Annotated in this window: 23 protein-coding genes; 13 read left to right on the top strand and 10 right to left on the bottom strand. The window is 66.4% G+C overall.

From position 1 onward, the window contains the following. Nucleotide 1: 1 nt before the first annotated feature. Nucleotides 2-2,398: a heavy metal translocating P-type ATPase gene (locus VQH23_RS26125; RefSeq protein ID WP_075822070.1), complete on the top strand. Its 2,397-nt coding sequence runs from the start codon at nt 2-4 to the stop codon at nt 2,396-2,398. 47 nt (nt 2,399-2,445) lie between these two features. Here the strand turns inward: VQH23_RS26125 and VQH23_RS26120 are convergent, their stop codons facing one another. Further along, nucleotides 2,446-2,868 carry a hypothetical protein gene (locus VQH23_RS26120; RefSeq protein WP_314215779.1) on the bottom strand — a complete coding sequence of 141 codons (423 nt, stop codon included), beginning with the start codon at nt 2,866-2,868 and terminating at the stop codon, nt 2,446-2,448. A gap of 320 nt (nt 2,869-3,188) precedes the next feature. On the opposite strand from VQH23_RS26120, the gene VQH23_RS26115 reads away from it, so the two are divergent. The 9 genes from VQH23_RS26115 (at nt 3,189) to VQH23_RS26075 (ending at nt 11,329) form a co-directional block, all read left to right on the top strand. Next, the gene (locus VQH23_RS26115; RefSeq protein WP_314215780.1) at nt 3,189-5,471 is read left to right on the top strand and encodes a copper resistance system multicopper oxidase; all 2,283 of its coding nucleotides are present in this window, start codon (nt 3,189-3,191) and stop codon (nt 5,469-5,471) included. 20 nt (nt 5,472-5,491) lie between these two features. After that, complete coding sequence (locus VQH23_RS26110; protein WP_314215781.1) at nt 5,492-6,262, top strand: copper resistance protein B; 771 nt, start codon at nt 5,492-5,494, stop codon at nt 6,260-6,262. A 117-nt stretch (nt 6,263-6,379) separates the two neighbouring features. Next, the gene (locus tag VQH23_RS26105; RefSeq protein ID WP_408904362.1) at nt 6,380-7,114 is read left to right on the top strand and encodes a response regulator; all 735 of its coding nucleotides are present in this window, start codon (nt 6,380-6,382) and stop codon (nt 7,112-7,114) included. Next, a complete protein-coding gene (locus tag VQH23_RS26100) occupies nt 7,111-8,442 on the top strand; it encodes a HAMP domain-containing sensor histidine kinase (protein ID WP_338666238.1) in 1,332 nt (443 codons plus the stop codon). The genes VQH23_RS26105 and VQH23_RS26100 overlap by 4 nt, the downstream gene beginning before the upstream one ends. A 179-nt stretch (nt 8,443-8,621) precedes the next feature. Further along, nucleotides 8,622-9,008 carry a DUF305 domain-containing protein gene (locus tag VQH23_RS26095; protein WP_314215786.1) on the top strand — a complete coding sequence of 129 codons (387 nt, stop codon included), beginning with the start codon at nt 8,622-8,624 and terminating at the stop codon, nt 9,006-9,008. A gap of 109 nt (nt 9,009-9,117) precedes the next feature. Further along, on the top strand, nt 9,118-9,621 hold the full coding sequence (locus tag VQH23_RS26090; protein ID WP_314215788.1) for a DUF305 domain-containing protein: 504 nt from the start codon (nt 9,118-9,120) through the stop codon (nt 9,619-9,621). Between the two features lie 107 nt (nt 9,622-9,728). After that, nucleotides 9,729-9,932 (top strand): heavy-metal-associated domain-containing protein, encoded by a 204-nt coding sequence (locus VQH23_RS26085; RefSeq protein WP_314215790.1) that lies wholly within the window; start codon nt 9,729-9,731, stop codon nt 9,930-9,932. 135 nt (nt 9,933-10,067) lie between these two features. Beyond that, nucleotides 10,068-10,445 (top strand): copper resistance CopC family protein, encoded by a 378-nt coding sequence (locus VQH23_RS26080; protein WP_314215791.1) that lies wholly within the window; start codon nt 10,068-10,070, stop codon nt 10,443-10,445. Then, nucleotides 10,442-11,329: a CopD family protein gene (locus tag VQH23_RS26075; protein WP_338666237.1), complete on the top strand. Its 888-nt coding sequence runs from the start codon at nt 10,442-10,444 to the stop codon at nt 11,327-11,329. Before VQH23_RS26080 ends, VQH23_RS26075 begins: the two co-directional genes overlap by 4 nt. Before the next feature lie 146 nt (nt 11,330-11,475). Here the strand turns inward: VQH23_RS26075 and VQH23_RS26070 are convergent, their stop codons facing one another. Together VQH23_RS26070 and VQH23_RS26065 are read right to left on the bottom strand one after the other, a co-directional pair. Further along, nucleotides 11,476-12,663, bottom strand: coding sequence for a HEPN/Toprim-associated domain-containing protein (locus tag VQH23_RS26070; protein ID WP_338666236.1), 1,188 nt, complete (start codon nt 12,661-12,663; stop codon nt 11,476-11,478). Nucleotides 12,664-13,015: 352 nt separating this feature from the next. Further along, a complete protein-coding gene (locus tag VQH23_RS26065) occupies nt 13,016-13,159 on the bottom strand; it encodes a hypothetical protein (RefSeq protein WP_338666235.1) in 144 nt (47 codons plus the stop codon). A 31-nt stretch (nt 13,160-13,190) separates the two neighbouring features. Here VQH23_RS26065 and VQH23_RS26060 point away from each other — a divergent pair, with 31 nt between their 5' ends. The 3 genes from VQH23_RS26060 (at nt 13,191) to VQH23_RS26050 (ending at nt 16,773) form a co-directional block, all read left to right on the top strand. Beyond that, complete coding sequence (locus VQH23_RS26060; protein ID WP_338666234.1) at nt 13,191-13,763, top strand: Fic family protein; 573 nt, start codon at nt 13,191-13,193, stop codon at nt 13,761-13,763. Nucleotides 13,764-14,653: 890 nt separating this feature from the next. Beyond that, entirely contained in the window at nt 14,654-15,370 is a 717-nt protein-coding gene (locus VQH23_RS26055; RefSeq protein WP_338666233.1) for a hypothetical protein, read from the top strand. Beyond that, nucleotides 15,367-16,773, top strand: a complete 1,407-nt coding sequence (locus VQH23_RS26050; protein WP_338666232.1) for a hypothetical protein — start codon at nt 15,367-15,369, stop codon at nt 16,771-16,773. The genes VQH23_RS26055 and VQH23_RS26050 overlap by 4 nt, the downstream gene beginning before the upstream one ends. 492 nt (nt 16,774-17,265) lie before the next feature. On the opposite strand, the gene VQH23_RS26045 is transcribed toward VQH23_RS26050, so the two are convergent. The 7 genes from VQH23_RS26045 to VQH23_RS26015 form a co-directional block, all read right to left on the bottom strand. Further along, nucleotides 17,266-19,101: a type IV secretory system conjugative DNA transfer family protein gene (locus VQH23_RS26045; protein WP_338666231.1), complete on the bottom strand. Its 1,836-nt coding sequence runs from the start codon at nt 19,099-19,101 to the stop codon at nt 17,266-17,268. A gap of 107 nt (nt 19,102-19,208) precedes the next feature. After that, nucleotides 19,209-20,246, bottom strand: a complete 1,038-nt coding sequence (virB11, locus tag VQH23_RS26040) for a P-type DNA transfer ATPase VirB11 (RefSeq protein ID WP_338666246.1) — start codon at nt 20,244-20,246, stop codon at nt 19,209-19,211. Further along, nucleotides 20,246-20,419, bottom strand: coding sequence for a hypothetical protein (locus VQH23_RS26035; protein WP_338666230.1), 174 nt, complete (start codon nt 20,417-20,419; stop codon nt 20,246-20,248). Before VQH23_RS26035 ends, virB11 begins: the two co-directional genes overlap by 1 nt. After that, nucleotides 20,416-21,561, bottom strand: coding sequence for a TrbI/VirB10 family protein (locus VQH23_RS26030; protein ID WP_338666229.1), 1,146 nt, complete (start codon nt 21,559-21,561; stop codon nt 20,416-20,418). Before VQH23_RS26030 ends, VQH23_RS26035 begins: the two co-directional genes overlap by 4 nt. Then, nucleotides 21,558-22,595 (bottom strand): TrbG/VirB9 family P-type conjugative transfer protein, encoded by a 1,038-nt coding sequence (locus VQH23_RS26025; protein WP_338666228.1) that lies wholly within the window; start codon nt 22,593-22,595, stop codon nt 21,558-21,560. The genes VQH23_RS26030 and VQH23_RS26025 overlap by 4 nt, the downstream gene beginning before the upstream one ends. Further along, nucleotides 22,592-23,392 carry a VirB8/TrbF family protein gene (locus VQH23_RS26020; RefSeq protein ID WP_338666227.1) on the bottom strand — a complete coding sequence of 267 codons (801 nt, stop codon included), beginning with the start codon at nt 23,390-23,392 and terminating at the stop codon, nt 22,592-22,594. The genes VQH23_RS26025 and VQH23_RS26020 overlap by 4 nt, the downstream gene beginning before the upstream one ends. Continuing rightward, nucleotides 23,389-23,559, bottom strand: a complete 171-nt coding sequence (locus tag VQH23_RS26015) for a hypothetical protein (RefSeq protein WP_338666226.1) — start codon at nt 23,557-23,559, stop codon at nt 23,389-23,391. Before VQH23_RS26015 ends, VQH23_RS26020 begins: the two co-directional genes overlap by 4 nt. Nucleotides 23,560-23,581: the final 22 nt, after the last annotated feature.

Below are 23,581 nucleotides of genomic sequence, written 5' to 3'. Positions count from 1 at the left end.
CATGAGCGGTCAGCATAACACCGGCGGACATTCGCATCAGCACGGGCCTGGCTGTGCCCACGGCCATCACCACCACGCTCACGGTGCGGCAGCCGATGCCGGCCTCGTCACCGACCCCGTCTGCGGGATGAAAGTGGATCCGACCACCTCGAAGCACCGGCTGGAACATGCCGGGACGACCTTCCACTTCTGCTCGGCCGGATGCCGGACGAAGTTCGAGGCCGATCCCGGAAGGTACCTGGAGCCGAAGAAAGCCGCCCCCGCACCGGTCCCGCGAAAGGGCGCCATCTACACCTGCCCGATGCACCCGGAGATCCGGCAGGAGGGGCCAGGAAGCTGCCCGATCTGCGGCATGGCCCTTGAGCCTCTCGAGATCACGGCGGAGGCCGAACCGAGCCACGAACTGACCGACATGACGCGTCGGTTCTGGATCGGGCTGGCCCTTACCCTCCCCGTGGTGATCCTGGAGATGGGGGGCCACATCCCCGGGCTCGGCCTGCACCACCTGGTGCCGCCCAGGACATCCGTCTGGATCCAGTTTCTGCTGGCCACACCGGTCGTCCTCTGGGCCGGCTGGCCCTTCTTCGTCCGTGGCTGGCAGTCGGTGGTGAACCGTAGCCTGAACATGTTCAGCCTGATCGCGCTCGGGACCGGCGCCGCCTACCTCTATAGCCTGGTCGCGACCTTCGCGCCCGGGGCCTTCCCCGAGGGCTTCCGGGGGATGGACGGTACCGTCGCGGTCTACTTCGAGGCAGCCGCCGTCATCACCGTCCTCGTCCTTCTCGGCCAGGTGCTGGAGCTCCGTGCCCGCGAGCAAACCGGCGGTGCCATCCGGGCCCTACTCAACATGGCCCCCAAGACCGCCCGACGGCTCAGGGAGGACGGCGAGGACGAGGAGATCCCGCTGGCCGAGGTTCAGGCCGGCGACCGGTTGCGTGTGCGGCCGGGCGAGAGTGTCCCGGTGGATGGCGAGGTACTGGAAGGGAGCGGGGCCGTGGACGAGTCCATGGTCACGGGTGAGTCCCTGCCCGTCGAGAAGCAGCCCGGGGCCAAGGTCATCGGCGGCACGGTGAACGGCACCGGCGCCCTCGTCATGCGGGCGGACAAGGTCGGCTCCGACACCATGCTCTCGCGCATCGTGGCCATGGTCGCCGAGGCGCAACGCAGCCGGGCGCCCATCCAGAGGATGGCCGACACCGTATCGGGCTACTTCGTCCCGGGGGTCATCATCATCGCGGTACTGGCCTTCGTCGCATGGGCCATCTGGGGTCCTTCCCCAGCCCTCTCCCACGGCCTGATTGCCGCCGTCTCGGTGCTCATCATCGCCTGCCCCTGCGCTCTCGGACTGGCCACGCCCATGAGCATCATGGTCGGCGTCGGGAAGGGTGCGGGGGCCGGTGTGCTCATCAAGTCGGCCGAGGCGCTCGAGCGCATGGAGAAGGTCGATACGCTGGTCGTGGACAAGACGGGCACTCTGACCGAGGGCAAGCCCAAGGTGGTGGCCGTGGTTCCGGCGCCGGGACTGGCCGAGACCGAGGTTCTTCCCCTCGCAGCCAGCCTTGAGCGGTCGAGCGAGCACCCCCTGGCCGCCGCCGTCGTGGCGGCCGCCAGGGAGCGCGGCATGACCTTCGCGGAGCCGGCAGACTTCGCCTCAATCACTGGCAAGGGCGTGACCGGCTCCGTGAACGGGCGCCAGGTCGCGCTCGGGAACGCGCGGCTGATGCAGGATCTCGGGGTGGATCTGGGCGACCTCACTGCCCGTGCGGACGAGCTGCGCCGGGAGGGCGGCACCGCACTCTTCCTGGCCCTCGACGGAAAGCCGGGCGGCGTCATCGCCGTGGCCGATCCGGTCAAGCAGACCACCCCGGCTGCCCTGCAGAGCCTACGGGAGAGCGGCATCCATATCGTCATGCTGACGGGCGACAACCAGACAACGGCCGGAGCCGTGGCTCGAAGGCTCGGCATCGACGAGTTCCAGGGTGACGTCCTTCCCGAGGATAAGCACCGCATCGTCCGCGAGCTACGGGCGCAAGGGAAGGTTGTCGCCATGGCGGGCGATGGGGTGAACGATGCCCCCGCACTGGCCGAGGCAGATGTCGGCATCGCCATGGGCACCGGCACGGATGTGGCGATGCAGAGTGCCGGCGTGACACTGGTGAAGGGCGACCTCGCCGGGATTGCGCGCGCCAGGACCTTGAGCCGGGCCGCGATGCGCAACATCCGGCAGAACCTGTTCCTCGCCTTCGTCTACAACGCGCTCGGCGTCCCTGTCGCCGCGGGCGTCCTCTACCCCGTCCTCGGGATCCTTCTGAGCCCGATCGTGGCCGCCCTGGCCATGGCGCTGAGCTCGGTCTCGGTGATCGGCAACGCCCTACGGCTGCGTACGGTGCGGCTGTAGGCCGTCGAAGGGCGTGGCGGCGCCTCGAAGCGCCGCCACGCTGTCACTCAGCGGGAGCGGGACTGTCCCCGGGACGAGCCGCCCATCATGTTGCAGTGCTCCATCATGGCCTGCATGTCCGGCGAGAGCTGACGCCCGGCACGGGTGTCTGCCTGCATCTGACGACAGTGCGCCATCATGTCCTGCATGCTCATGCCCGACATGTTGTGACCCTGCATGCCTTGCATGTTCCCATGGTTCATCCCGGGCATGTTGGCGTGGTTCATGCCCTGCATGCTCGTGCCGGCGGGCGCCTGCGCTGCAACGCCCGGCGCGGTTGTGGAGCGGCCGGCGGGCTGCACCGGGAGTTCCGCCGAGGCGGGAGCCGTCGCCATGGGGGCGGACTGCGGTGCACAAGCCGCTGCTGTGAGCGCCAGGCCGAGGCCCACGGCGAAACGTGCGGCCCAACCACTGCGGGAAGCGACTTTCATGCGTCCTCCTGTTCACCATGCCGCGCCGAACCGGGCTGGCCGAAACGATGGGATCCCGTGTCCGGCGGGTCGCTCCCGCAAGAGGCGGGACGTGGACGTAACGTACAGGCTCCGGTCCGGGCCGTCCTCGCCCGGGAGCCCGTCGGATTCTTACGTTTTATTGCCAGAGCCCCGGAACGATTGATGAAGCCGGGACGACCGTAGATATCCAGCGCAACGAACGAAGACGGCTGATGGCATTATCCGGGGAACCGACGTGACCATCCCGCGAGCGCGACCTCCGTTGCGCATCCCGTCACTTCACGAAGGAGTTCACGAGCATGGCTGAGGTTACGCTGTCGCGGCGCAAGATGCTCGCAGCCGGGATCGCCGCCCTGTCGGCTCCTGCCCTTCCGGAAGTTGCCCTGGCTCAGCCGGCCATCGGGCGCTCCATGCCGCGTGAGTTCAACCTCGCGATCGAGAACGTGACGTTGAACATCACCGGCGCGCCTCGTCCGGCCGTCGCCATCAATCGCTCCGTGCCAGCCCCCGTCCTCCACTTCCGCGAGGGGGAGGAGGTGATCATCAACGTTGCCAACAGGCTGCGCGAGAGCACCTCCATCCACTGGCACGGGCTTATCCTCCCGAGCGGCCAGGATGGCGTTCCCGGGATCAGCGACGGCTTCCAGGGCATCGCCGCCGGCGAGACCCACCAGTATCGCTTCCCGCTCGTCCAGGCCGGCACCTACTGGTACCACAGCCACTCAGGCGTCCAGGAGCAGGCCGGGATGTACGGCCCGCTGGTCATCGACCCGATCCGTCCCGATCCCTACGGCTACGATCGGGACTACATCATCACGCTCTCAGACTGGACTGACGAGAACCCGCACCGGATCATCCGGAACCTCAAGCGCGACCCGGGCTACTACAACTATAACAAGCGTACCGCCGCGAGCCTCGCGAACGAGCTCGCGCGCGCGCCGAACGGGCAGGCCCGCGAGGCGATCATCCGCGACCGGATGATGTGGGGCGACATGCGGATGGACCCGACCGACATCGAGGATGTCACGGGCTACACCTTCCTCGTGAACGGCCGGACACCCGAGCAGAACTTCACCGCCCTTTACCGTCCTGGCGAGACGGTTCGCCTGCGCTTCATCAACGCCGGCGCGATGAGCCACTTCGACATCCGCATCCCCGGTCTGGAGATGACCGTGGTCCAGGCACACGGCAACAACGTGCAGCCGGTGGCTATCGACGAGTTCCGGATCGCGCCCGCCGAGACCTTCGACGTGCTCGTCCGTCCGACAAACGGGCGCCAGTTCCAAATCCTGGCGGAGTCCATGGGCCGCCAGGGCTTTGCCAGCGCGAGCCTGGCGACCCGGGACGGCATGCCGATGCTGCCCCTCCCCCCGCATCGCGAGCGGCCGCTGCTGACCATGGCCGACATGGGCGGGAACTACGGGCCCAAGGGCCTGGATCGCGGAACACCGCGCCCCGAGGTCGACCGGCCTGGCCACATTGCCCCGATGGAGGACATGGGTGGCATGGACCATTCCGGCATGGGCCATGGCAGCGGTCAGGGCGGCATGCAGGGCATGGACCACTCGACCATGCCCGGGATGAACCACGGGCGCATGCCGGGCATGAACCACGGCGCGCCCGCCCGCGGCGCTGGAGCCCGCCCGTCCACGACAGGCACCCCGGCCATGGACCACTCCAACATGCCGGGAATGGATCACTCCAACATGCCCGGCATGGGCCGCTCGTCCTCCCTGGCGAGTGACCCGGGCTTCCGCCTCGCGGCCGCGACCCTTCCAATCGCCTCCGTGCCGGGCGCGGGGCTCTTCCGACTGGCCCAGGCAAGCCAGGGCTCCATGCAGGGCATGGATCACTCGAACATGCCGGGGATGGACCACTCCAGCATGCCCGGCATGGGGCAGCAGGGGGGCCAGCCGCCCCGGCAGCAGCGTCAGCCGGCGCGCCCGACCCAGCAGTCCACCCCCCGGCGTGACCAGCGGGGTGCCGCTCCGTCCGCGGCGGACCACTCGGCAATGGGCCATGGCGCACCCGGCACCGGGCAGGTCGGCCAGGTGGACACCTCCGCCGCGAGCGCCCATGCGGGCCACGGCGGGATGGCGCCGCCTGACCCGTTCGCGGTCAACACCGGGGCCCCTCCGGGCACCCGCGTCCTGACCTACCGCATGCTCAGGGCGCTCTCGAACCCTTATCCCGTGCGGGAGCCCAACCGCGTCATCGAGATCCGCCTCACGGGCAACATGGAGCGGTACTTCTGGGCCATTAACGGCAACCGCTTCAGCGAGGCCCAGCCGATCGTGCTGAACCTCGGCGAGCGGGTCCGGATGCGCTTCATCAACGAGACGATGATGAGCCACCCGATGCACCTGCACGGGGTCTGGATGCAGCCGCAGGTCGGCAACGGGGCCCAGAACCCCCTGCTCCACACGGTCAGCGTCCGCCCGGGCAGCACGCTGGACGTGGATGTCGAGGCCGATGCCGAGGGCGGCTGGGCCTTCCACTGCCACATGCTCTTCCACATGGAGACGGGGATGATGCGGAAGGTCGAGATCCGTCGGCAGCCGCGCGTCGCGTCCCACGGCTGATGACGAGGATCCAAGACCCGATGCGCCGGACGACCCACGCGGCCGCCCTCACCGCCGCCCTGCTCGCCTCCATGGTGGGGGGCGCTTCAGCCCAGCAGGCCGCCTCCCAGAACACGGTCCATGATCCCGGGGCTCACGGCCCGGCCTCGCACGAGGTCTACTTCGGCGCCGTCCTCTTCGAGAAGCTGGAGTGGGGTGTCGGCCTGAATGGCGTCCCCAACATCGCCCGGTGGGATGGCCAGGCTTGGTACGGCACAGACTATGACAAGGTCTGGATCAAGACGCAGGGCGAGGTGGAGCGCGGTCGCAGGGCCGAGAACGCCGAGGTCCAGCTGCTCTACTCGCGCCTCATCGGCTACTTCTGGGACTTCCAGGCCGGTGTCCGCTATGACCCCCGCCCACGGCCGGACCGCACCTACGGCGTCATTGGCATCCAGGGCCTCGCCCCCGGCCTGTTCGAGGTCGATCTCCAGGGCTTCGTCAGCGAGAGGGGAGACCTCTCGGCCCGGCTCGAGCTCTCCTACGACATCTACGTCACCCAGAGGCTCGTCCTTCAGCCGAACCTGGAGGTGAACGTCGCCGCCCAGCGGGTGCCTGAGCTTGGCGTCAACAGCGGGTTCAACGACATCGAGGCGGGCTTCCGCCTGCGCTACGAGTTCACCCGCGAGGTCGCCCCCTATATCGGGGTGAACTACACCCGGCGCTTTGGCGAGGCGGCCAAGTACGCCCGTGAGGAGGGCGGCAAGGCCGAAGGCGTCGAGTTCGTGTCGGGCATCCGCCTCTACTTCTGAAGCAGGCATTCGGATGGCATCCTGCCGCACGGACCACAACCAATGCGGAGGGGGCCGTTGACTGAGCGCTCCGGCAACGGCGCCTCACGAGGGGTGCCTACCCCCGACCTTCCCCCGATGTCGGGCGAGGGGCGGCACGTCCTCGTGGTCGAGGATGACGGGGAACTCCGCAAGCTCCTGCTCACCCTTCTCCGCCGGAGCGGGTTCCGTGCCAGCGGTGCCCGGGACGGGATCGAGATGCGGCGTCTCCTGACCTCGGCCCAGGTCGACCTTGTGCTGCTCGACATCATGCTGCCGGGCAAGTCGGGCTTCGAACTCTGCCGGGACCTCCGCGCTGAAGGACGGATCCCGGTCATCCTCCTGACCGCCCTGGCCGAGGCATCGGACCGCGTGGTGGGCCTGGAACTCGGCGCGGACGACTTCGTCGTGAAGCCCGCCGACCCGAGGGAACTGGTCGCCCGCATCCGCGCCGTCCTCCGCAGGGCCGAGGGGTCCGAGGGAGGGGGCGAAGGCAAAGGCCGCGAGGTGGCACGCTTCGCCGGATGGTCCCTGGACACCCGGAAGCGCGAGCTGGTGCGGTCCGACGGCGTGGCGATCGAGCTGACCAGCGGCGAGTACGACCTCCTCCTGGCCTTCATCGAACGGCCCCAGCGCATTCTGACGCGGGACCAGCTTCTCGACATCGCCCGGAACCGCCCCTACGGCGGGCTGGACCGCTCGATGGATGTCCAGATCAGCCGCCTCCGGGCCAAGCTTGGATCCCGGCCCCACGAGGATGGGGAACCCGGCCTGATCAAGACGGTCCGCGGTGTCGGCTACCTGCTGTCCAGCCCCGTGGATTGGTCCGGGTGAGGCGGCTCCTTCCCCAGTCGCTCGCGGCGCGGACCTTGGCCGCCCTGACCATCGGCTTCGCGATCCTGTTCGCCGCCATGGTCGGCATCCACGACGTGCTGCTCCGGCGGGCCGTCGAGCGAGGGACCGAGGAGCTGCTGGCCCAACGGCTGGCGACGATCGTCGATGCCGTGGAGGCGACTCCCGAGGCCGACCGCAACCGCGTGGCCCATGCCCTGTCACGGGCGGACCTGGAGGTCCACTGGCGCAGTAGCGCGGCTCCAACCCCGGATCACCCTTCCCGGGAGGGGTGGCCGACCGTCGCGGCCCGGACGGCCGCCCTGACCCGCGTCGCGACCGAGGTGCGCGTGCGCCCGGGGCGCGTGGACGCGGGAGCGGACCAGCTCGTCGGGATCGGAGCCGTGGCACGCCTGCCAGATGGCTCTTGGATCGAGGTGGAACTGGCCTCGTTCAACGTTCTCTCGACTGATCAGGGCGTACTGCACTCCTACGCGGCCGCCGTGGGCCTGGCCCTTCTCCTCGCGGTCGGCTTCGCGGTCCGCTCCGTCTCGGCGCCGGTCTCGGCCCTGGCGAATGCCGTGTCCCGCCTCGCTCCCGAGGGCGAGCCGGCCACCATCTCGGCCTCCGGTCCGCGAGAGGTCCGGCAGCTCGCCGAAGCCCTCAACGACATGTCCACACGGACCCGGGACGCCTTCCGCCAGCGAACCTTGGCGCTGGGCGCTCTGTCACACGACCTGATGTCACCGATTGCCCGGCTTCGCCTCCGAGCCGATGAACTGCCGAATGATATCCGTGAGCCCATCCGGCACGATCTCGCCGAGATGGAGACCATGGTCTCCGACGTCCTCGCCTATCTCCGGGGAGGGCATGGCGGTGAGCCTGTCCAGCCGCTGTCGATCGCGGCGCTCGTCCGCACGGTGGCCGACGAGTTCACCGACGCGGGCACGCCCGTGGACGAGGGGCGCATCGACGAGGATGCCGTCGCTCCGGGGCGCAGGATTGCCATCAAGCGGGCAGTGACCAACCTTGTCGCCAATGCCGTCCGGCATGGGCGGGATCCATGGGTCGAGGTCGAGCAGCGCCCTGACGAGGTGCGTGTGAAGGTCGGCGACCACGGCCCCGGCATCCCCGCCGAGGATTTGCCTCGGGTGACGGAACCCTTCTTCCGCGGGGACCGCGCCCGCACAGCAGGCGGTGGGAGCGGGCTTGGCCTCTCCACGGCCCTGGCCATCGCCGAAGGGCATGGGGGCAACCTGTCTATCGAGAGCGCGCCGGGCAAGGGGACCATCGTCTCCCTGCGTCTCCCGCGCCAACCGCAGGCCATCTAACGCGGGTCATCGCGACACAAAACGATGTAATCCGCTCCGCGCCGGACCGAACCGCGTCACGTTAGGGACACGCGGCTCGGAGGCGTGACCGCGGCCGTGTAGCGGCGCACCCTGCGGGCCAGATCACCCCTCCGAGCCTGTTCAGGTCCTCATCGGACCAGCGAGGAAGGACGAGTCCAATGCTGACAAGAGGTCGTACCATTCAGGCGGCCGCGGCGGCCGTGCTCACGCTGCCCCTTCTGTGGTCCGGGATTGCGACCGCACAGGGGACCGCGGGCCAGCATACCGGACAGCACGGGGCCCAGCAGGGCGCCACAGCGGGGTACCACGCGGCCATGGAAAGGATGAACCGCGACATGGCCGCCCGGCCCATGACCGGCAATGCGGACCATGACTTCGCGAGCATGATGGCGCGGCATCACCAGGGGGCCATCGACATGGCACGGGTGGAACTCGAGCACGGCCGCGACCCGGAGATGCGGCGGACGGCCGAGGAGATGATCCGCAAGCAGGAGCAGGAGATCGCCGAGCTACGGACCTGGATGTCGCGCCACCCGGCCCGCTAGGCGCCACAAGGTCCCGCGTCCCCGGTCCGGCGCTCCCGACGGACCGGGGCTCGTGCTCCCATGCGGATCAGCAAGGGCGCGTCATGGAAGCACCCTCAAGGAATTCGAAATGAGCTACCTTCGCTTCGGTGCGATGATCCTGACCTCGACGGTCGTCATGTTCGGGCTCATGTACCTGAACACCTACGCCTTCGAGCATGTCTTCTATAGCCAGACCCGAACCTGGATGGCCCTCCTGATGGGGGCGACCATGGCCTTCATCATGATGCTGTTCATGCTGAAGATGTACCCCAACAAGCGCGCGAACACGGCCATCATCGCCGGGAGTGTCGTGGTCTTCGCGGCATCACTCTTCCTGGTACGCAGCCAGGCGACGGTCGCCGACGTGGATTACATGAAGGCCATGATCCCCCACCACTCGATCGCGATCATGACGAGCGAGCGTGCCCACATCCGCGATCCACGGGTGCGCCGTCTGGCGGACCAGATCATCGAGGCACAGGTTCGGGAGATCGGCGAGATGAAGCAGCTCATCGCCGACCTCGAGCGCAATCCGCCCGCCCCCGGCGCACCGGACCTGGAACCACGGGTAGCGAGCGCGGCAGGTCGGTAATCCCGGGAGGCACGTCCCGTTCCCTGGGCGCGTGCCTTCTCTCGACCCTTGACCTTGCCATGATGGGAAACCCCATCTTCCTGCTACCTCTTCAGGAAGGAATGACCATGCGTCTCACCGTCGAGAACATGCATTGCGAGGGCTGCGCCAAGGGCGTGACCGCCACGGTGAAGGAGGCCGACCCCTCCGCGCAGGTCGATGTTCGGATCGAGAGCAAGGAGGTCTCCGTGACCGGTGGCCGCCTCGAGAGCGATGCACTTCGGAGCGCCCTGCAGGCCGCGGGCTGGAAGGCGGCGGTGCCCACGGCCTGACAGAAGGACGACGCTGGGTCAGGTCGAAACAAATTGGTGCGCGATTGCCGCTGTCGCGCCCCGGCGTCCCGCCTATTCATCCTGCAAGGCTCCCCACCGCGATCCCGGGTGTGGGAGCAGCCTTCAGGAGCGATCATGCTTTCTCGTCTCGCCCTCGTCCGGCACGGCTTCCTCGCTGCCGCCCTTGTTCTGCTGGCTCCCGCGGCCGCGTCCGCGCACGCGATGCTGCACTCCTCCGATCCGGCTGACGGCTCGACCCTGAACGCATCGCCGCGCGCGCTGCACCTGATGTTCTCCGAGGAGTGCCGGGTCACGTCACTGCGCCTTCTGGACGAGGCCGGGAAGGAGCGGCAGATCCGTCGTGAGGGCGGCCGCGAGGCGGCAAGCCACGCGACCGCGACCGTCCCCGCAGCCCTGCCTCCGGGCGCCTATCGGATCGAGTGGCGGGCCATGGGCGGGGATGGGCATGTGATGAGCGGGGCGGTGCGCTTCGCCGTGGCCGCCTCGCGGTGATCCTGGAGTTGCTCGGACCGGAGCCGGACCTGCTCCGGGGGCTCTCGGTGGCATGGCGCATCGCCTTCTACGTCATGTCCCTCGGGGCGGCCGGTCTGAGCATCTTCACCGTCGGCTTCGGACATCTTCAGACCCCCGAGAATGCCACCTCCTGCCGCCGCCTGACCGTAATCCTGGTCGGCCTCGGCGTGGTGGCCGGCTTTCTCTGGCTGGCGACACAGGTCGTCCTGGCTTCGGACGGAGACCTCCTCGACACCGAGATCTGGGGGATCATGCTTGCTTCCCGCCCTGGGCTCTCCGTCATCATAGCCTGGGTGGGCCTGCTCGCCCTGACCCTGGCCACCCGGATGGGGCGCTCAGGATCCGTGGTCGCCGTCGTGGGGATCCTGGCGACCACGGCCAGTTTCACGGCCGTCGGCCACACGACACAGCATCAGCCACGCACGCTTCTCGCGGCGGCCCTGGTGATGCACCTCGTCGGGGTATCCTTCTGGGCCGGCAGCCTCTGGCCCCTCGCCCTCGCCTCCAGGCAGGGCGGCCAGGATGCGGCCCGCCTGGTCGAGGCCTGGGCCCAGGCCGCAACCTGGTTCGTGGGAGGCCTGGTCCTTGCCGGAGCGCTGCTGGCGTGGCTTCTGGTGGGAAGCCTCGAGACCCTGGTGACCACGACCTACGGCTGGGCTCTGATGACCAAGCTGGCGTTGGTGGGCGTCCTGCTCGCCTTCGCGGCGTGGCATCGCCTCCGGCTCACGCCTGCCCTCGCCGCGGATGCTCCTGGGGCGGGCAGGCGCCTTGCCGTGTCTATTGGGTGGGAGATCGTCGTCATGGTCCTGGTATTCTGGGCCGTGGCCGAAATGACTTCGACCAGCCCACAGGGCGAGGGCTAACCACCTTTCCGTCCTGCAGGCCTGGAGAGCGACACATTCCGTCAATCTCTAGGCACGGCATGCAGGGGCGACTGAACTTCGGCGAGGTCCGACAAGCAGCGCCCAATCAGGCACCCTAAAGGCATGCAATCAGGCAGCTGACCCCGCTAGGACGGAACCGCCTCCGTCACACAAGCTCGCAGGATATGCGACCACAGGAGATGCAGCTTGCTCAGGTCATAGCTGCCGTTGTTCAGCTCTTCGAAGAAGCGCTTCGTGTACTCTTCCTTCGCTAGTAGTTCCCCTTGGTAAGTCCCAACCTCGTGGTTGAAGCTAGTCCAACGGACAGCCCGCTCCTCCTTTGGTCCAAACGCCAGATCGAGGAAGCACTCGATCGACACGGCGCGGCCGTTCACATCGTCCTCTATTCGGCCTGAGGGGCCTATGGTCTGAAATGCACGGAACGACTCAAGGTCGGGCAGCCGGACAAGGCGAATGTTCGGTGGCATACGTAAACGTTGGAGCTTCTGCATCGCTGCTTGGCCAGCGGTGTCATTGTCCAGCACAACGACAATTTTGTTCTGCACCCGGATAGCCACCAATCCCTTGCAGAAGTTCACGAGATTGCCGGTCCCAGTGAACGGGTAATTGTCCCGCATGTCGATGAAGTCAAAGAAATCATCGACAGCAGGCGCAACTAGCGGCAACGCGGCTCTCAGGATGACCGAATCTGAAGACCCTTCAGTGACAATCAGGAAGCGGCTTGCATCGGCGAGGGGCTCGAAGATGTCGCCTTCAACCCAGCCACCTGCCACGACATCGTCGATACTCCAGACGAGATCACGATCAAGGTTTGCGGGATTTTCAGCCAAAAGTCGTAGGATCACGTAGCCATTGAGATTTTCTAAGAAGATGCCACCGTCGCGGGTGAGAGAGGCCGGCAAGACATCGTCAAAGACCGGATCCCGGAGGACAGCTTGAGCGAACTCTCCTGGATCGAAATTGCCTTCGTACTCCGAAATCCTGATCCGATCGACATCAACGATCTGGAGCGCCCGGCGAAAAGTATCGAAATCGATTGGCAACTCAGAATCAGAAGCTGGGATGCGCCGGACCTCTTCCTCGTAAGCTCGGCGGCACCCCTCCAGGCTGAATCCAAGTAACTCGAGGCGTGGGACCACGTGCCGCAGCTTTCGCACGTAAGCGGGTTTACGCTCGACAATGTCATCTTCGTAAAAGTAATCCGCTTCTGCGAGATCACCTGAGCGGAATAACGCAGAATGATTGATAAAGAAGCTGTTCTTGCCCCAATCGACCTCGAGCCGACCAAGGCGCAGTGTAATCATCGAGCCCATCGTTCAAGCTTCTAACCCATCACGACTAACTCGTCCTAGGCGAGTGGTTCAGTGCAGTCCTGAGACTGAGGCAGGCTACGATCGTTGCCAAGCAGTTGCCAGCAGCCCTGTCGCGGGTCGCTGCGAAAACGATTTGCGAATGCGGAAGACCAAAATCATCTGGCCTAGCTGCTGATGTGGCATTGTTTCTTCATTTTTCAATATCATAAAACTAACGGTAGCTGATAGCTGTTGCGCGCCCTTCTGCGAGTGTCCCTTCCACCGGGGAACATGCTAGGTTCCTCCTATGCCGAAGCGCTCCGCCCCCCCTTCCCAAGGCTTCACGCTCGGCCGTGCTGCCTTCGATCGCATCTCAGCCGTCGAGGGACTTCAGCGCGATGCCGCGTCCGAGGCGATGTTCGCTGAGTTCGATCGCCAGCGCCTTGGCTCTGCCGAGCGCCGCGATGCGATCCACGCGCGTCACGGCGTAACCGTGCTTGATCCTGCCAAGCGCCATCCCACCCGCGGTTAGCTAACTCCGGACCGGTGTGTACGCCGCCGTCGAGGATCCTTACTGCTGGCCGGGCACCACGGTCCTGCGCAACCGCGCACGCCTGCAGGACCAAGCCCTCCTCGATGCCTTCGAACTCGATATGACCACGCAGCGAGCGTCGGAGATCCTGCCCCGCGGCAGCCTTGGTACGCGACACTACCTGGCCATCCATCGCCACCTCTTCGGTGACGTCTACACCTGGGCCGGTAAGCGCCGAACCGTGCGGATTTCCAAGGAAGGTAGCTCTTTCGCTTACCCGGAATACATCGACCGCGAGATGGAGCGTCTCTTTGGCTGGCTGCGTGAAAGGCGGCACCTGCGCGGTTTACCAGCCGTCGACTTCGTGCGTGATGCCGCTCATTTTCTCGCCGAGCTCAACGCCATCCACCCCTTCCGCGAAGGAAACGGACGCACCAGCCTGACCTTCCTCGCCCTCATCGCGGCTCAAGCGGGACATCCCCTGCACCTCGAGCGGCTCAAGCCAGAGGCGATACTGCAGGCGACCATCGAGAGCTTCCACGGAAGCAACGAAGCACTGATCGCGGTTTTGACCGACTTGGTTGCCTAGCTATGGGGAATGCTGGTCGGTAGCTACGCTTCAAATACTAATACCATGCCGAAGCAGCACAGTGATTTGATAATATCATCATATATACGATCACGCCCCTACTCCCGCATGGTGGATTTTTTCGCATCGACACATGATGTCGAAGGTAGTCAGGAAACCGTCCTCCCCCAGCCTCCCTTGCGAGCAGGGAGGCTGGGGGAGCGACGGTTTCTTCTGTCGTAGACTCCAACCGGCTCAGGCGGGTTCAGCCCCGCGCTGAGGGTGAGGGTGAGGGTGAGGGTGACACCGGCGGGACATCGGGGCAGCCCCAGCGTCAAGGGGCCAGCACGATGTAACACCCTGCCTAACTCCGCCCGACAAAGCGGCAGAATAGTACCTTCAGCAATCATGCGACGACAGTCAGGGCACCACCGCCTATTCGTTTAACTCAGCCAAATCTTCCAGGGGGCGAGCGCCAAGCATTCTGCAAAGTGATGCAAAGGCCAAGAAAGGATAATTATCCTCATTAGACGAGGAAGATTTGAAGCAACGATCGTCCACGCTTCTCCTGTGAGCCGCGTACTTTCGCGAACGACAGCCCCCCAAACCTATGATTTTGCTGTCCCGTCAAGCGGACCTTCTACTCCTGCCGTTCCGGCGTGACGGCTTTCAAACCGCGCTTGGGCTACGCAAAATCCTAGGTTGTGCACCGAAAAAATTTGGCCGCCGGGTTCCACCAGATCGTAGATCATACAGAACAACGACTTAAGCAATCTGGCGCTGCCGAATGCACAACCTTTGTCGAGGAGTTTTTTATAGAACTCACCATTGATGACAAGGAGGTCATTGCCCGGGCTCGCAAGTCACTGTCTTACAAACGCAACCCTCGGCACCGAAATACAGTCGTGAAGATGGCGCTTATCCTCAACGATGTGCACACTGACGCCTGGGTTTGTTACAACAATAAGCTGTTCGCTTTTCACGACATGGAGGCGAGCGGGCTTATAAGCGTCATCGACGCAGGTTCCATCGAAAGACTCGACGTTTCCGACCTCGCAGAATCTTCAGAAATCGACAACGTTAACGTGCTCAAGCAACTGCTCAGCGCTGAGACCCGCGAACTGCTCAAGGCGCGGCATGTCCGCATGCAGCCCAAAGACCGCTTTTTCTACTTTGCCGCTACGGAAGAGGGGCAGACGGAGCGCAAGGAGTCATGGGTCGGGAAGCGCAATGCAATCCGACGCGTCTACGAAGTCAAGCGCTCGAAAAAAGACCCGACGAAGGTGGCCCATCACCAGCACCTTTCGTTCGAGCTGAATTTTACGAAACTCGGCGACGACTGGTACGCCCAGATCGTCCCAAGCTGGTTCTACTCCTATAATGGTCACCAGCAGTCGAACTGGCACGACGATCTCCTCTCCCAGCAAAAGCGGCTCGAGCACAATTCCAGCGTTCGTAACCAGGTCCGCTTCATCGCCTACTTCCTGGCCAGTGCCGGCGATGAGGAAGGGCTGAGCTTCCAATCCCTTTTAAGATTCGACGTCGGGGAGGAAGCTGACGACGTTGCCGACGATCAGGATGAAGCAGTCATCGGACCCGATGACGACATGCGGGAGGTTGCGGCATGAAGCTTACCACGCTTACAGAGCCGCTACTCGAGTTCGGCACTGGCACTCACATTTGCCCCCGCACCGGCATCGAGAACATGGGTGTCTACGACAAGCGGGATGAGCTGCGCCGGACCGAGTTGCGCATTGGCGTTGTCGGTCGTGGTGAGGGCATCGACCTTCTCGACGAATGGCTCGTCCAGTGCCGTGGCGGGATCGAGCGCAAGAAGGAGTCGCAGCTTCTCAATCTCTTCCGAGGCTTTGGCGGCATCAATCAGAGCCATGGCTTCCTCACCCGGCTTATCAACTCCCCACAGTATACCCGCACCTTGCAAAAGTCCGAGATCACGGCTGTGGTGAAGCTCGCGTCTCGCGCCGAACGTGTCACGCGCGCCGTCGAACTCTACTACGAGCAAATTCGATTTCTCGCCGAGAACCGGTCCGTCGATGTGATTGTCTGCGTAATGCCCAACGAGATGTTCGACTCTGTCACATCGTCGAAGGGCAGCGAGGACACTGAGAGCGACGTCGAGCACAATTTCCGCCGCATCCTGAAGGCGAAGTGCATGCATCTTGGCACGCCGCTGCAGCTAGTACGCGAGAAGACCATCCTCATCACCAAACATGCTGGCGAGCAGCAGGATCCCGCCACTAAAGCTTGGAACTTTTGCACGGCACTCTATTACAAGGGTAACCGTACCATCCCGTGGCGCCTTGTCGAAGACACTGCGAAGCTGCGCTCTTGCTACATCGGCATCGGTTTTTACAAAAGCCGTGACGGCGAGACGGTGTCGTCAAGCCTAGCCCAGGTCTTCGACGAGTTCGGGCACGGCATCATCCTACGCGGAACTCCCGTGTCGATCGACAAGAAGAATCGGCACCCTTATCTGAGTGAGAATCAGGCCTACGAACTCCTTCGCGACGCCTTAGAAGAGTACGATCGCGCACTCCAGCACATGCCCGCCCGCATCGTGATTCACAAGTCGAGCCACTTTCGTGACAGTGAACGGGCCGGCTTCGTGCGAGCCCTCGAGGAGAAAGGCATCCGTACGAAAGACTTCGTCGCGATCACCGACACCGACATCCGGCTATTTGGCGACGGTGACTACCCCCCGAAGCGCGGCACTATGCTCGCTATTTCGGAGACCGAAGGCGTGCTTTACACGCGAGGCACCGTCGATTTCTACAAGACGTATCCAGGCGCCTACGTACCGAGGCCACTGAAGGTCAGCGTCTACGAGCAGGACTCTTCGCTTGAGATCCTTTGCCAAGAGATCCTTGGCCTAACTAAGATGAACTGGAATAATACCCAGATGGACGGTCGCCTTCCAATTACACTGGAATGTGCGCGTAAGATCGGCGACATCATGAAGTATGTCAGCTCTACGGAGAAACCGCAGGTTAGCTACAGCTTTTATATGTAATTTTTAATTCAATTGCCTTTGAGCCCTGGCGACGTGTAACATCGAGTGCCAAACTATATTTCCCTATAGAGACAATTGTGGCAGCAGCTTGACAAGCTTATTATTAGTCGCGGTGCCGATCAAATTGATAGATGCAGCGGTTGAGCGCAATGCATCCGGTGCTAGTGGCATTGGTGCAATGTCCTCTTCTATTTTTATACCAGACGCTGCGCCAACGATTAACAATGTCGCAAATGGGTCGTTCTGAGCTGTAGGCGTCCCTACACGCGCGCTACGCGCTGACGTCCAGGCGTCGCAGCGTCAGCCTGCGGCGCGGCAGCCGTCTTCGCGGCCCGGCCTGCGGCTGCCACGCCCTGCCAGTAGTGCGTCGCGGCCGGGGCTTGTACCTGCACCGGCTGAGGTCCGGCGCTGGCCGGTGTGGATGCTTCCGCTCGGCGCGGCGCCGGGTCACGGGACTGGTTAGAACCTTTCATGTCGGACATACCGCTTCTCCTACTCCGCCGCCTCTTTATGGAAGCGGCTGGCCCCGATCGTCGCCCGCAGCTCGGGGCGGCGGAAGTAGATTGCACGCCCGCAGCGCAGGGGCTTGCAGCCGCGAGCGAACACGAACGCCTCGTCGCCGCGCACATCCTGCATCAGCTCATCCGGCCGGATCAGGGCGCGGGCCATCTCGTGCCGGTTCATGCTGGTGCCCTTGGAGCGCGAACCGGCTTCCAAGGGCTTGCCCTGGCTGCCGCTGTTGTGGCCCTCGCTCTCGGCCAGGACCGAGTGCCCACCGGCCGCGTCGGAGACCGACTTCGCGGTGTCGGTGTTCTGCACGGCCGCATACATTCGCCAGCTCACGCTATCGAACCAGGCGTTGCGACCCTGCCGGCCCCACTGTTCCACGAGCTGATCCTCGGCCTGGTAGAGCAGTTGCAGGGTGATCCCGTACTTCCGGCCGGCGTCACGGGCGACTTCCAAGATCTTCATCGGCCCCAGGCGGCGGACCTCATCGAGCATGAACAGCACCCGACCCTGCACGTTCCCATCCGCCTCATAGAGCGCGTTCAGCAGGGCGCCGACGAGCACGCGCCCAACCGCGGGGGTGTCGCGCAGCACCTTGAGCGGGATCTGTAGGAACACCGTTAGCTTGCCGTCCGTCAGCTCAGCGGTGCGGCAGGAGGGCTCCGCGCCCTCGGCGCCGCCCGAGACGAGATCGGCGTAGGCGGTGACGGAGAGCCAGGCAGTGTCGCCCGTGGCGTTGCCATAGATGCCCGAGAAGGTCTCGGGAACAATCTTCTTGATGGTGCCGGCGATGTCGCGGGCCATGGAGCTGCGCGAACCCGCGTGGATGCCCTCCAGCACCTCGCGCATCTGATCTTCCGGGGTGACGATGCCGGCGCGCAGAGTACGGAGGGTCTTGGCCGCTGCGGGCATGGTGTCGTCCCACAGCATGTGCGCGAGGAGGCAGGCGACGAGCTGCTTGCCCCAGTTGCGAAAGAACTTGTCAGTATCGGAGCTGCTGCCCTCCGTTTCCCCGAAGATCCAGCCCACCACGGCATGGACGTTGGTCTCCGCCAGGGGGTGGGTCACATCGATCCAATCAAGGACGTTGATCCCGCCCGGCGTGCCCGGTTCCAGAGAGACAATCTTGTGCCCCATGTCCTCGCGGGCCGCGGCGAGCATCGGCCCCAGCTCGCGCGAGGGATCGAGCACGACGGCTGCACCGGTCCAGTGGACCAGGGTGGAGGCGGCCGAGACGGTTTTGAAGCCGCCGGAGCCGGCGAAGACCAGACTATGGGTCGGGCCGATCTTGCAGGGGTCCACCAGTAGCGAGGCCCTGCCCCCCTGACCCCAGGTCTCGCGCCGCTCCGGGTCGAAGGCGAGCTTCGCCGTTTTGTCCTGATCCACCCGGTAAGCCTCGCCTACGACCACGCCGCCGAAGTCGGGGTGCGGGCCGGGAAAGCGGTCGCGGGCCTCCTTCATGCTCATCCACTCGGCGTGGCCGTGGTTGTCGGTGCTGCCGCGCACGACTTCGCCGGGGCGGGTGACGCGCCCGCCGCGGAGCTGCAGCAGGCGGTAGATCACCAGGCCGAGGAAGGCGGAGGGCCCCCCGGCCCCGATCATCAGCCAACGGCCGACGATGGGGTTGGGCGGGGCATAGAGGGCGTAGCTCCACCACTGGCCGATCCAGGCGGTGCCCTGGAAAGGAAAGTAGCGGACGAGGCCGGTGCCCCACAGGAACACGGCCGAGGCCGCGGCGGTCCAGAGCAGGGCGAGGATGGTCAGCAGCAGGCCCCAGGCCACCAGGTGGCCGGGGGAGGGTAAGCGGCGACGGTCGCTCATCGTCCTGGCCTCAGGCGTCCTGATGCTGGACGGCTAGACGCAAGACGTATAGCGTCCATCGTATCTTTCTTCCAGCTCGGCGCGGGCATCTCCAGGGCGGTCCAGCGTTAGGCGGTCCGCAGTAGGTCGGCGGCGGCCTCGCCGCGGCGGGCGGCGTCGTCGGCGAACCAGACCTCGCGGATGGAGTAGGTGCCGGCGTCGTTGTGCAGGGGCACGATGGCATCCACGGCGCTGCCGATCATCGCGGCCAGGGTGTCGTCGCCGTAGGTGGCGCCCTGCGGCGTGCCCTTCACCAAGTTGAACAGCCGGCGCATGGCCTGCGGCGCGTCGGCACCGTGGATCGTGGTGAGGCTGCCGGGGTGCCCGGTCATCACCTCGTTGAGGTAGACCCAGGCGGCGTCGTCGCGCAGCTCCTGCAGCAGCACCCGGTCGGGGCGCATCCGCAGAGTGGCCTGCAGCAGGGCATCGGCGGTGACGCCGCCCACCGTCAGCCCGCCTTTGGAATAGAGCAGGCGGACGGAATTGCCGTGCGGCACCACCAGCTCAAGCGCGTCCTCAATAGTCAGGATGCGCTCGGTGCGCGGGATTTCGGAGGTGAGGGTCTTGCTCAGGGTGGTCTTGCCGCCGCCCGTGGCGCCGCAGAACAGGACGTTACGCCGGGCGCGCACCAAGCCGCGGAAGAACGCCCCGGCGTCGCCCGCGTCGAACAGCTCCAAGAGGCCGGCGCTGTCGGCCTGGCGCTGCTCGCGGCGGCGGTCCCAGCGGTTCCAGCGAGAGGTGTCGTAGCGCCTGGCCAAATCGGAGAGGGCGGCCACGGTATCGCTCGGCCGGCGGAAGGTGAGGGAGACGGTGCCCGGGGGCACGGCCGGGGGCAACACGACCTGCAGGCGGTGACCGGTAGGCAGGTCGGTGGAGCACAGCGGGTGCTCGGCGCCGACGTTCTGGTTCCGCAGGGCGCCCGCCAGGATCGCCACACCCTCCAGCATGTCGAAGTCCAGCTCGGGGGCGGCGTGCCGCTCGAAACGTCCGCCCTGGCGTAGCCAGAATTCGCCAGGGCGATTCACACACAACTCCTCGGTGCGCGGGTCGGCCAGGGCGCCGGCCACGGGGGCGAGGGCGAAGTCCAGCTGCGCCGCGGCGTGCATCATCGGCCGGCCTCTCGCGCGAAGGCGAACCAGAGCTGCGCCGGATCGTGGATGGTGGGCGCATCCTCCGGGACCGCACTGGGCAGGCGTTTCGCCTGCCCTGCCGTATTCCCGCTCCCGACCGGCGCCGCGGCGGCCAGGCCGAGGGCGAGCTGCACCCCTGCGTCCCTCACCGACTGACGAGCCGGTATACGTCGGAGAAGTCAAGGCTTCTCGCGACGAACACGGTCATGGGCTCCCCCTGGTTCCGGCGGAGGGTGGAAGGGATGTTGATGTCAGCTTCCAACGCCTGGCTGGTGGCGCGCTGTCCGCCCGACTGGAACTGGTTGAAGGTGACGCCGCTGCCGTTGTTCAGGGCGTTGCTGGCAACGGTGGCCGCGGCCTGCAGACCGGTGTCGAGGAAGGCGAGCAGCATGGCGCCGCGGAACCGCTCGAAGAAGTGGCTGTCGATCTCGCCGTCCAACCCGGCTTGCCCCATTACGTCGGCGCCGGGGCTGTTCAGCTCCATCTGCACACCCCCGGGCGTCAGGGCCTGGGTCATCACCACGAAGAGGCGGCGGGAGCCGCGGGCCAAGCCGGAACGGACCTCGCCCACGATGCGCGTCCCGCGCTCCATCAGCACGACGGTCCCGGTGGATCCCCGCACGTCCACGGGAGTGATGCAGGAGAAGAAGCCAGCGACGGTGCTGTCGATCGGTATCTCAGGGATGCAGGCGATGCGGGTGCCCATCGGCACGGTCAGCTCGGGGTTCCGCAGCACGGTCGCGCGCGCCGCGGCCATGCGGGAGGACCGCAGGCGCGAGGACAGCGCGTCGTCGGGCTCAGCCGTGCCGCCGGGGGCTGTAGCAGGCGCCCCGGGCCGGGCGGCACGGGGGCCGCCTGGGCCGTCCGCCACTGGTTGCGCGGCCGGCGGGGCGGCGCGGTCCTCGTAGCTCATGATCGGGGTGGGGTTGAGGACTTGGCGCCCGCCACCCCCGAAGGCCACGGCGCTGCGGGCGTTCGGCATCGGCATCCCCAGGGCGACCGGGGTGGCTGGGATCGGCATGGCCGCGACCGCGGGAGGCGGCGCCGGGGGGGCGGCTGGCTCGGGCATCGGCCGGTAGGGCAGGGAGCGGCCGGCCTCGGTTATCGGCTGCTCGCGCTCGCGCTCCGGGACCGGCTTGGACGAGGGCCACATCGCGACCAAGCCGCAGGCCGCGAAGATGCCGACGCCGATCAGCACCTTCTCCCGGCCCGTTAGCAGCCGCCGGCCGCCGGCGACGGGCGAGACGGGATCGTTGGAGGCGACGGCGCCCCCTTCCACGGCGTCGCTCACCGCCTGATCTCCCGCACCACGTCGGGGCTGGTGGTGCCGGTGCCGGGATTGCGGCCGGTGGCATCGAACGCCCGGTTGAGAATGCACAGCACCAGGCCCCCATCCCGGAGACGGAAGGCGCCGTTCGTCTGATGGATGGTGATGAGGCCTGAGGTGTTGGCCGAGTAATTCACCGCCGCCTCGCGCCCGTCCGCGAGGACGGAGAAGATCGCGGGCACGCGGCGATTACCGGGGAAGCGCAGAAAGGTGGATTGCCCATCGTCCCACACCTCGGCCGGCGCCAGCTCGCGGTCGCCCTGGCCATCGTAGTTCCAGTTCATCACGCCGGGCGTCGCGGCGTTGGTGCCGGCCAGCACCAAGCGCTCGCGCGCCCGGCGGTCTTCCTGCTCCTTGCGGCGGGCCGCGGCGGCGGCGGCGCTGGCCTGACGCCGGGCCTCGGCCGCGGCCGCCGCAGCGGCGCGCTCCTCAGCCGGGTAGGTGAAGCGCACGAGGTAGTAGGTGTTCGCGGCCTCGGCGGTCAGCGGCCCCTCGCGGGTGGACAGCTCGAAGGTGTAGGCGCGCATCACTTCCCGGCCGGTTGTGGGGTCGGTGCTGCGGCCGATGATGAAGAGCGGCTGCGGGTCGAGGTCCCGCAGGGGCTTGATCATCACGAAATTGCCGCGGACGGCGGTGAACAGGTTCCGGTCGGTGGAGGCGCCACGGCCAGCTCCGGCCCGCTCTGAGGGCGCGGGGCCTCCAGCCATGGCGAGCGGGCCGGTGCCGAGGCCGGCGGGCTCGGGCGGGTCCAGGAGCGTCTGATCCGACACCGGCAGGCCGGCTACCGTCTCGCCGGGGGCGAGCTGGATGGTGAGCGTCGCGCCGGGAACGGCGTAGAGCTTGACCACCTGTTGCGGGTCGTAGGCGATCACCCGCACGCGGGGGTCGCGCCCGGCCGGGGCTGGGGCCTCGTCCGCGGCGGCTGGGGCGCCCCAGGCTAGCGGCAGGGCGATGGTCGCGGCCAGGACCAGCCGCAGGGCGAAACGGATGTGTTTCATTGGGCATCCCCCAGGGTCGGTACGCCCTCGCGCTCGGGCGGACGGTATTCGGTGACGAGCACGCCCAGCGGGTTGATCGTGGTCCCATCGGTGAGGGCGATGTTCTGGCCGGCGCGGTAGCGCAGCGTCGTGACCCAGGTGGAGACTACCGGCGGCCGACCATGGGCGCGCTCGGTGCGGCGAAAGCGGAGCTGGTAGATCTCGTCGGCCTGCGCCGTGTCGTTCGGCAGCAGGGCACCGCTCAGCTGCTCCACGGTGACGGTCGCGCGCGTGCCCCATACGGCCTGAGGACCGGGGGGAACGGTGAGGTTGAACCACTCCTGGAAGGCGCTCCGCACCTGGGGCGCCGACATGCGGCTCACTACGTCGTAGGCGTACTGCGCCTCGCCTGAGGACCAGCCCTCACGGAGGCGGACGTACTGGAACAGGGTGGCGCGCACCGCGCGCTCCTGCACCGCGGCCGGCAGGGCGTCGCCGTGGACCACGGTGGCCATGCTGCCGTCCGGCTGCGGCACGGCCACGACCGGCACCACGCGCACTAGGGGAAAGAGCTGCAACGCCGCCAGGGCCTGCATCCCGACCACGCCCAGCAGGCCGACGATGGCCACCGTCTTGCCGGTGCTGATGCGCCTGGCGCGGCGGGCCTCGCGCACCTGACGAGCCTGCGTCTCGGCGTAGAGGCGGTTCAATTCGCTCCGCGGGATCACCACGGCGGCGGCCATCTCGGCGTCAGAGGGGCTACCGGCAGGGGAGGCGCACGGCGGCACGGGCTGGCCGGGCGCAGAGATGGCATTCACCGCACGACGCTCCCGGCCGGGGCGACCACGGGCGCGGCGGCGAGGGTGGCCGGCGGTACCATGCGGGTCGGGTTAAGTTGGAATACCTCGCCGCGGCAGGCCGGGGCCGCAGTGGTGCCGGCACAGGCGGCTAGCGCCAGCAGGGACAGCAGCAGGGCGGACTTCATCGGGGCTCCAGGGGAACGGAGG

Source organism: Pararoseomonas sp. SCSIO 73927 (assembly GCF_037040815.1).
Classification (GTDB): domain Bacteria; phylum Pseudomonadota; class Alphaproteobacteria; order Acetobacterales; family Acetobacteraceae; genus Roseomonas.
The sequence above is the reverse complement of the archived record's forward strand: the minus strand, read 5'-3'. Positions and strand labels throughout refer to the sequence as shown.

Bases quoted from the DNA above. Each gene is read 5' to 3' on its own strand.
- VQH23_RS26125 (WP_075822070.1), top strand. From the start codon at position 2: ATGAGCGGTCAGCATAACACCGGCGGACATTCGCATCAGCACGGGCCT.
- VQH23_RS26120 (WP_314215779.1), bottom strand. From the start codon at position 2,868: ATGAAAGTCGCTTCCCGCAGTGGTTGGGCCGCACGTTTCGCCGTGGGC.
- VQH23_RS26115 (WP_314215780.1), top strand. From the start codon at position 3,189: ATGGCTGAGGTTACGCTGTCGCGGCGCAAGATGCTCGCAGCCGGGATC.
- VQH23_RS26110 (WP_314215781.1), top strand. From the start codon at position 5,492: ATGCGCCGGACGACCCACGCGGCCGCCCTCACCGCCGCCCTGCTCGCC.
- VQH23_RS26105 (WP_408904362.1), top strand. From the start codon at position 6,380: ATGTCGGGCGAGGGGCGGCACGTCCTCGTGGTCGAGGATGACGGGGAA.
- VQH23_RS26095 (WP_314215786.1), top strand. From the start codon at position 8,622: ATGCTGACAAGAGGTCGTACCATTCAGGCGGCCGCGGCGGCCGTGCTC.
- VQH23_RS26090 (WP_314215788.1), top strand. From the start codon at position 9,118: ATGAGCTACCTTCGCTTCGGTGCGATGATCCTGACCTCGACGGTCGTC.
- VQH23_RS26085 (WP_314215790.1), top strand. From the start codon at position 9,729: ATGCGTCTCACCGTCGAGAACATGCATTGCGAGGGCTGCGCCAAGGGC.
- VQH23_RS26080 (WP_314215791.1), top strand. From the start codon at position 10,068: ATGCTTTCTCGTCTCGCCCTCGTCCGGCACGGCTTCCTCGCTGCCGCC.
- VQH23_RS26070 (WP_338666236.1), bottom strand. From the start codon at position 12,663: ATGGGCTCGATGATTACACTGCGCCTTGGTCGGCTCGAGGTCGATTGG.
- VQH23_RS26065 (WP_338666235.1), bottom strand. From the start codon at position 13,159: ATGGCGCTTGGCAGGATCAAGCACGGTTACGCCGTGACGCGCGTGGAT.
- VQH23_RS26055 (WP_338666233.1), top strand. From the start codon at position 14,654: ATGGCGCTTATCCTCAACGATGTGCACACTGACGCCTGGGTTTGTTAC.
- VQH23_RS26050 (WP_338666232.1), top strand. From the start codon at position 15,367: ATGAAGCTTACCACGCTTACAGAGCCGCTACTCGAGTTCGGCACTGGC.
- VQH23_RS26045 (WP_338666231.1), bottom strand. From the start codon at position 19,101: ATGAGCGACCGTCGCCGCTTACCCTCCCCCGGCCACCTGGTGGCCTGG.
- virB11 (WP_338666246.1), bottom strand. From the start codon at position 20,246: ATGCACGCCGCGGCGCAGCTGGACTTCGCCCTCGCCCCCGTGGCCGGC.
- VQH23_RS26025 (WP_338666228.1), bottom strand. From the start codon at position 22,595: ATGAAACACATCCGTTTCGCCCTGCGGCTGGTCCTGGCCGCGACCATC.
- VQH23_RS26015 (WP_338666226.1), bottom strand. From the start codon at position 23,559: ATGAAGTCCGCCCTGCTGCTGTCCCTGCTGGCGCTAGCCGCCTGTGCC.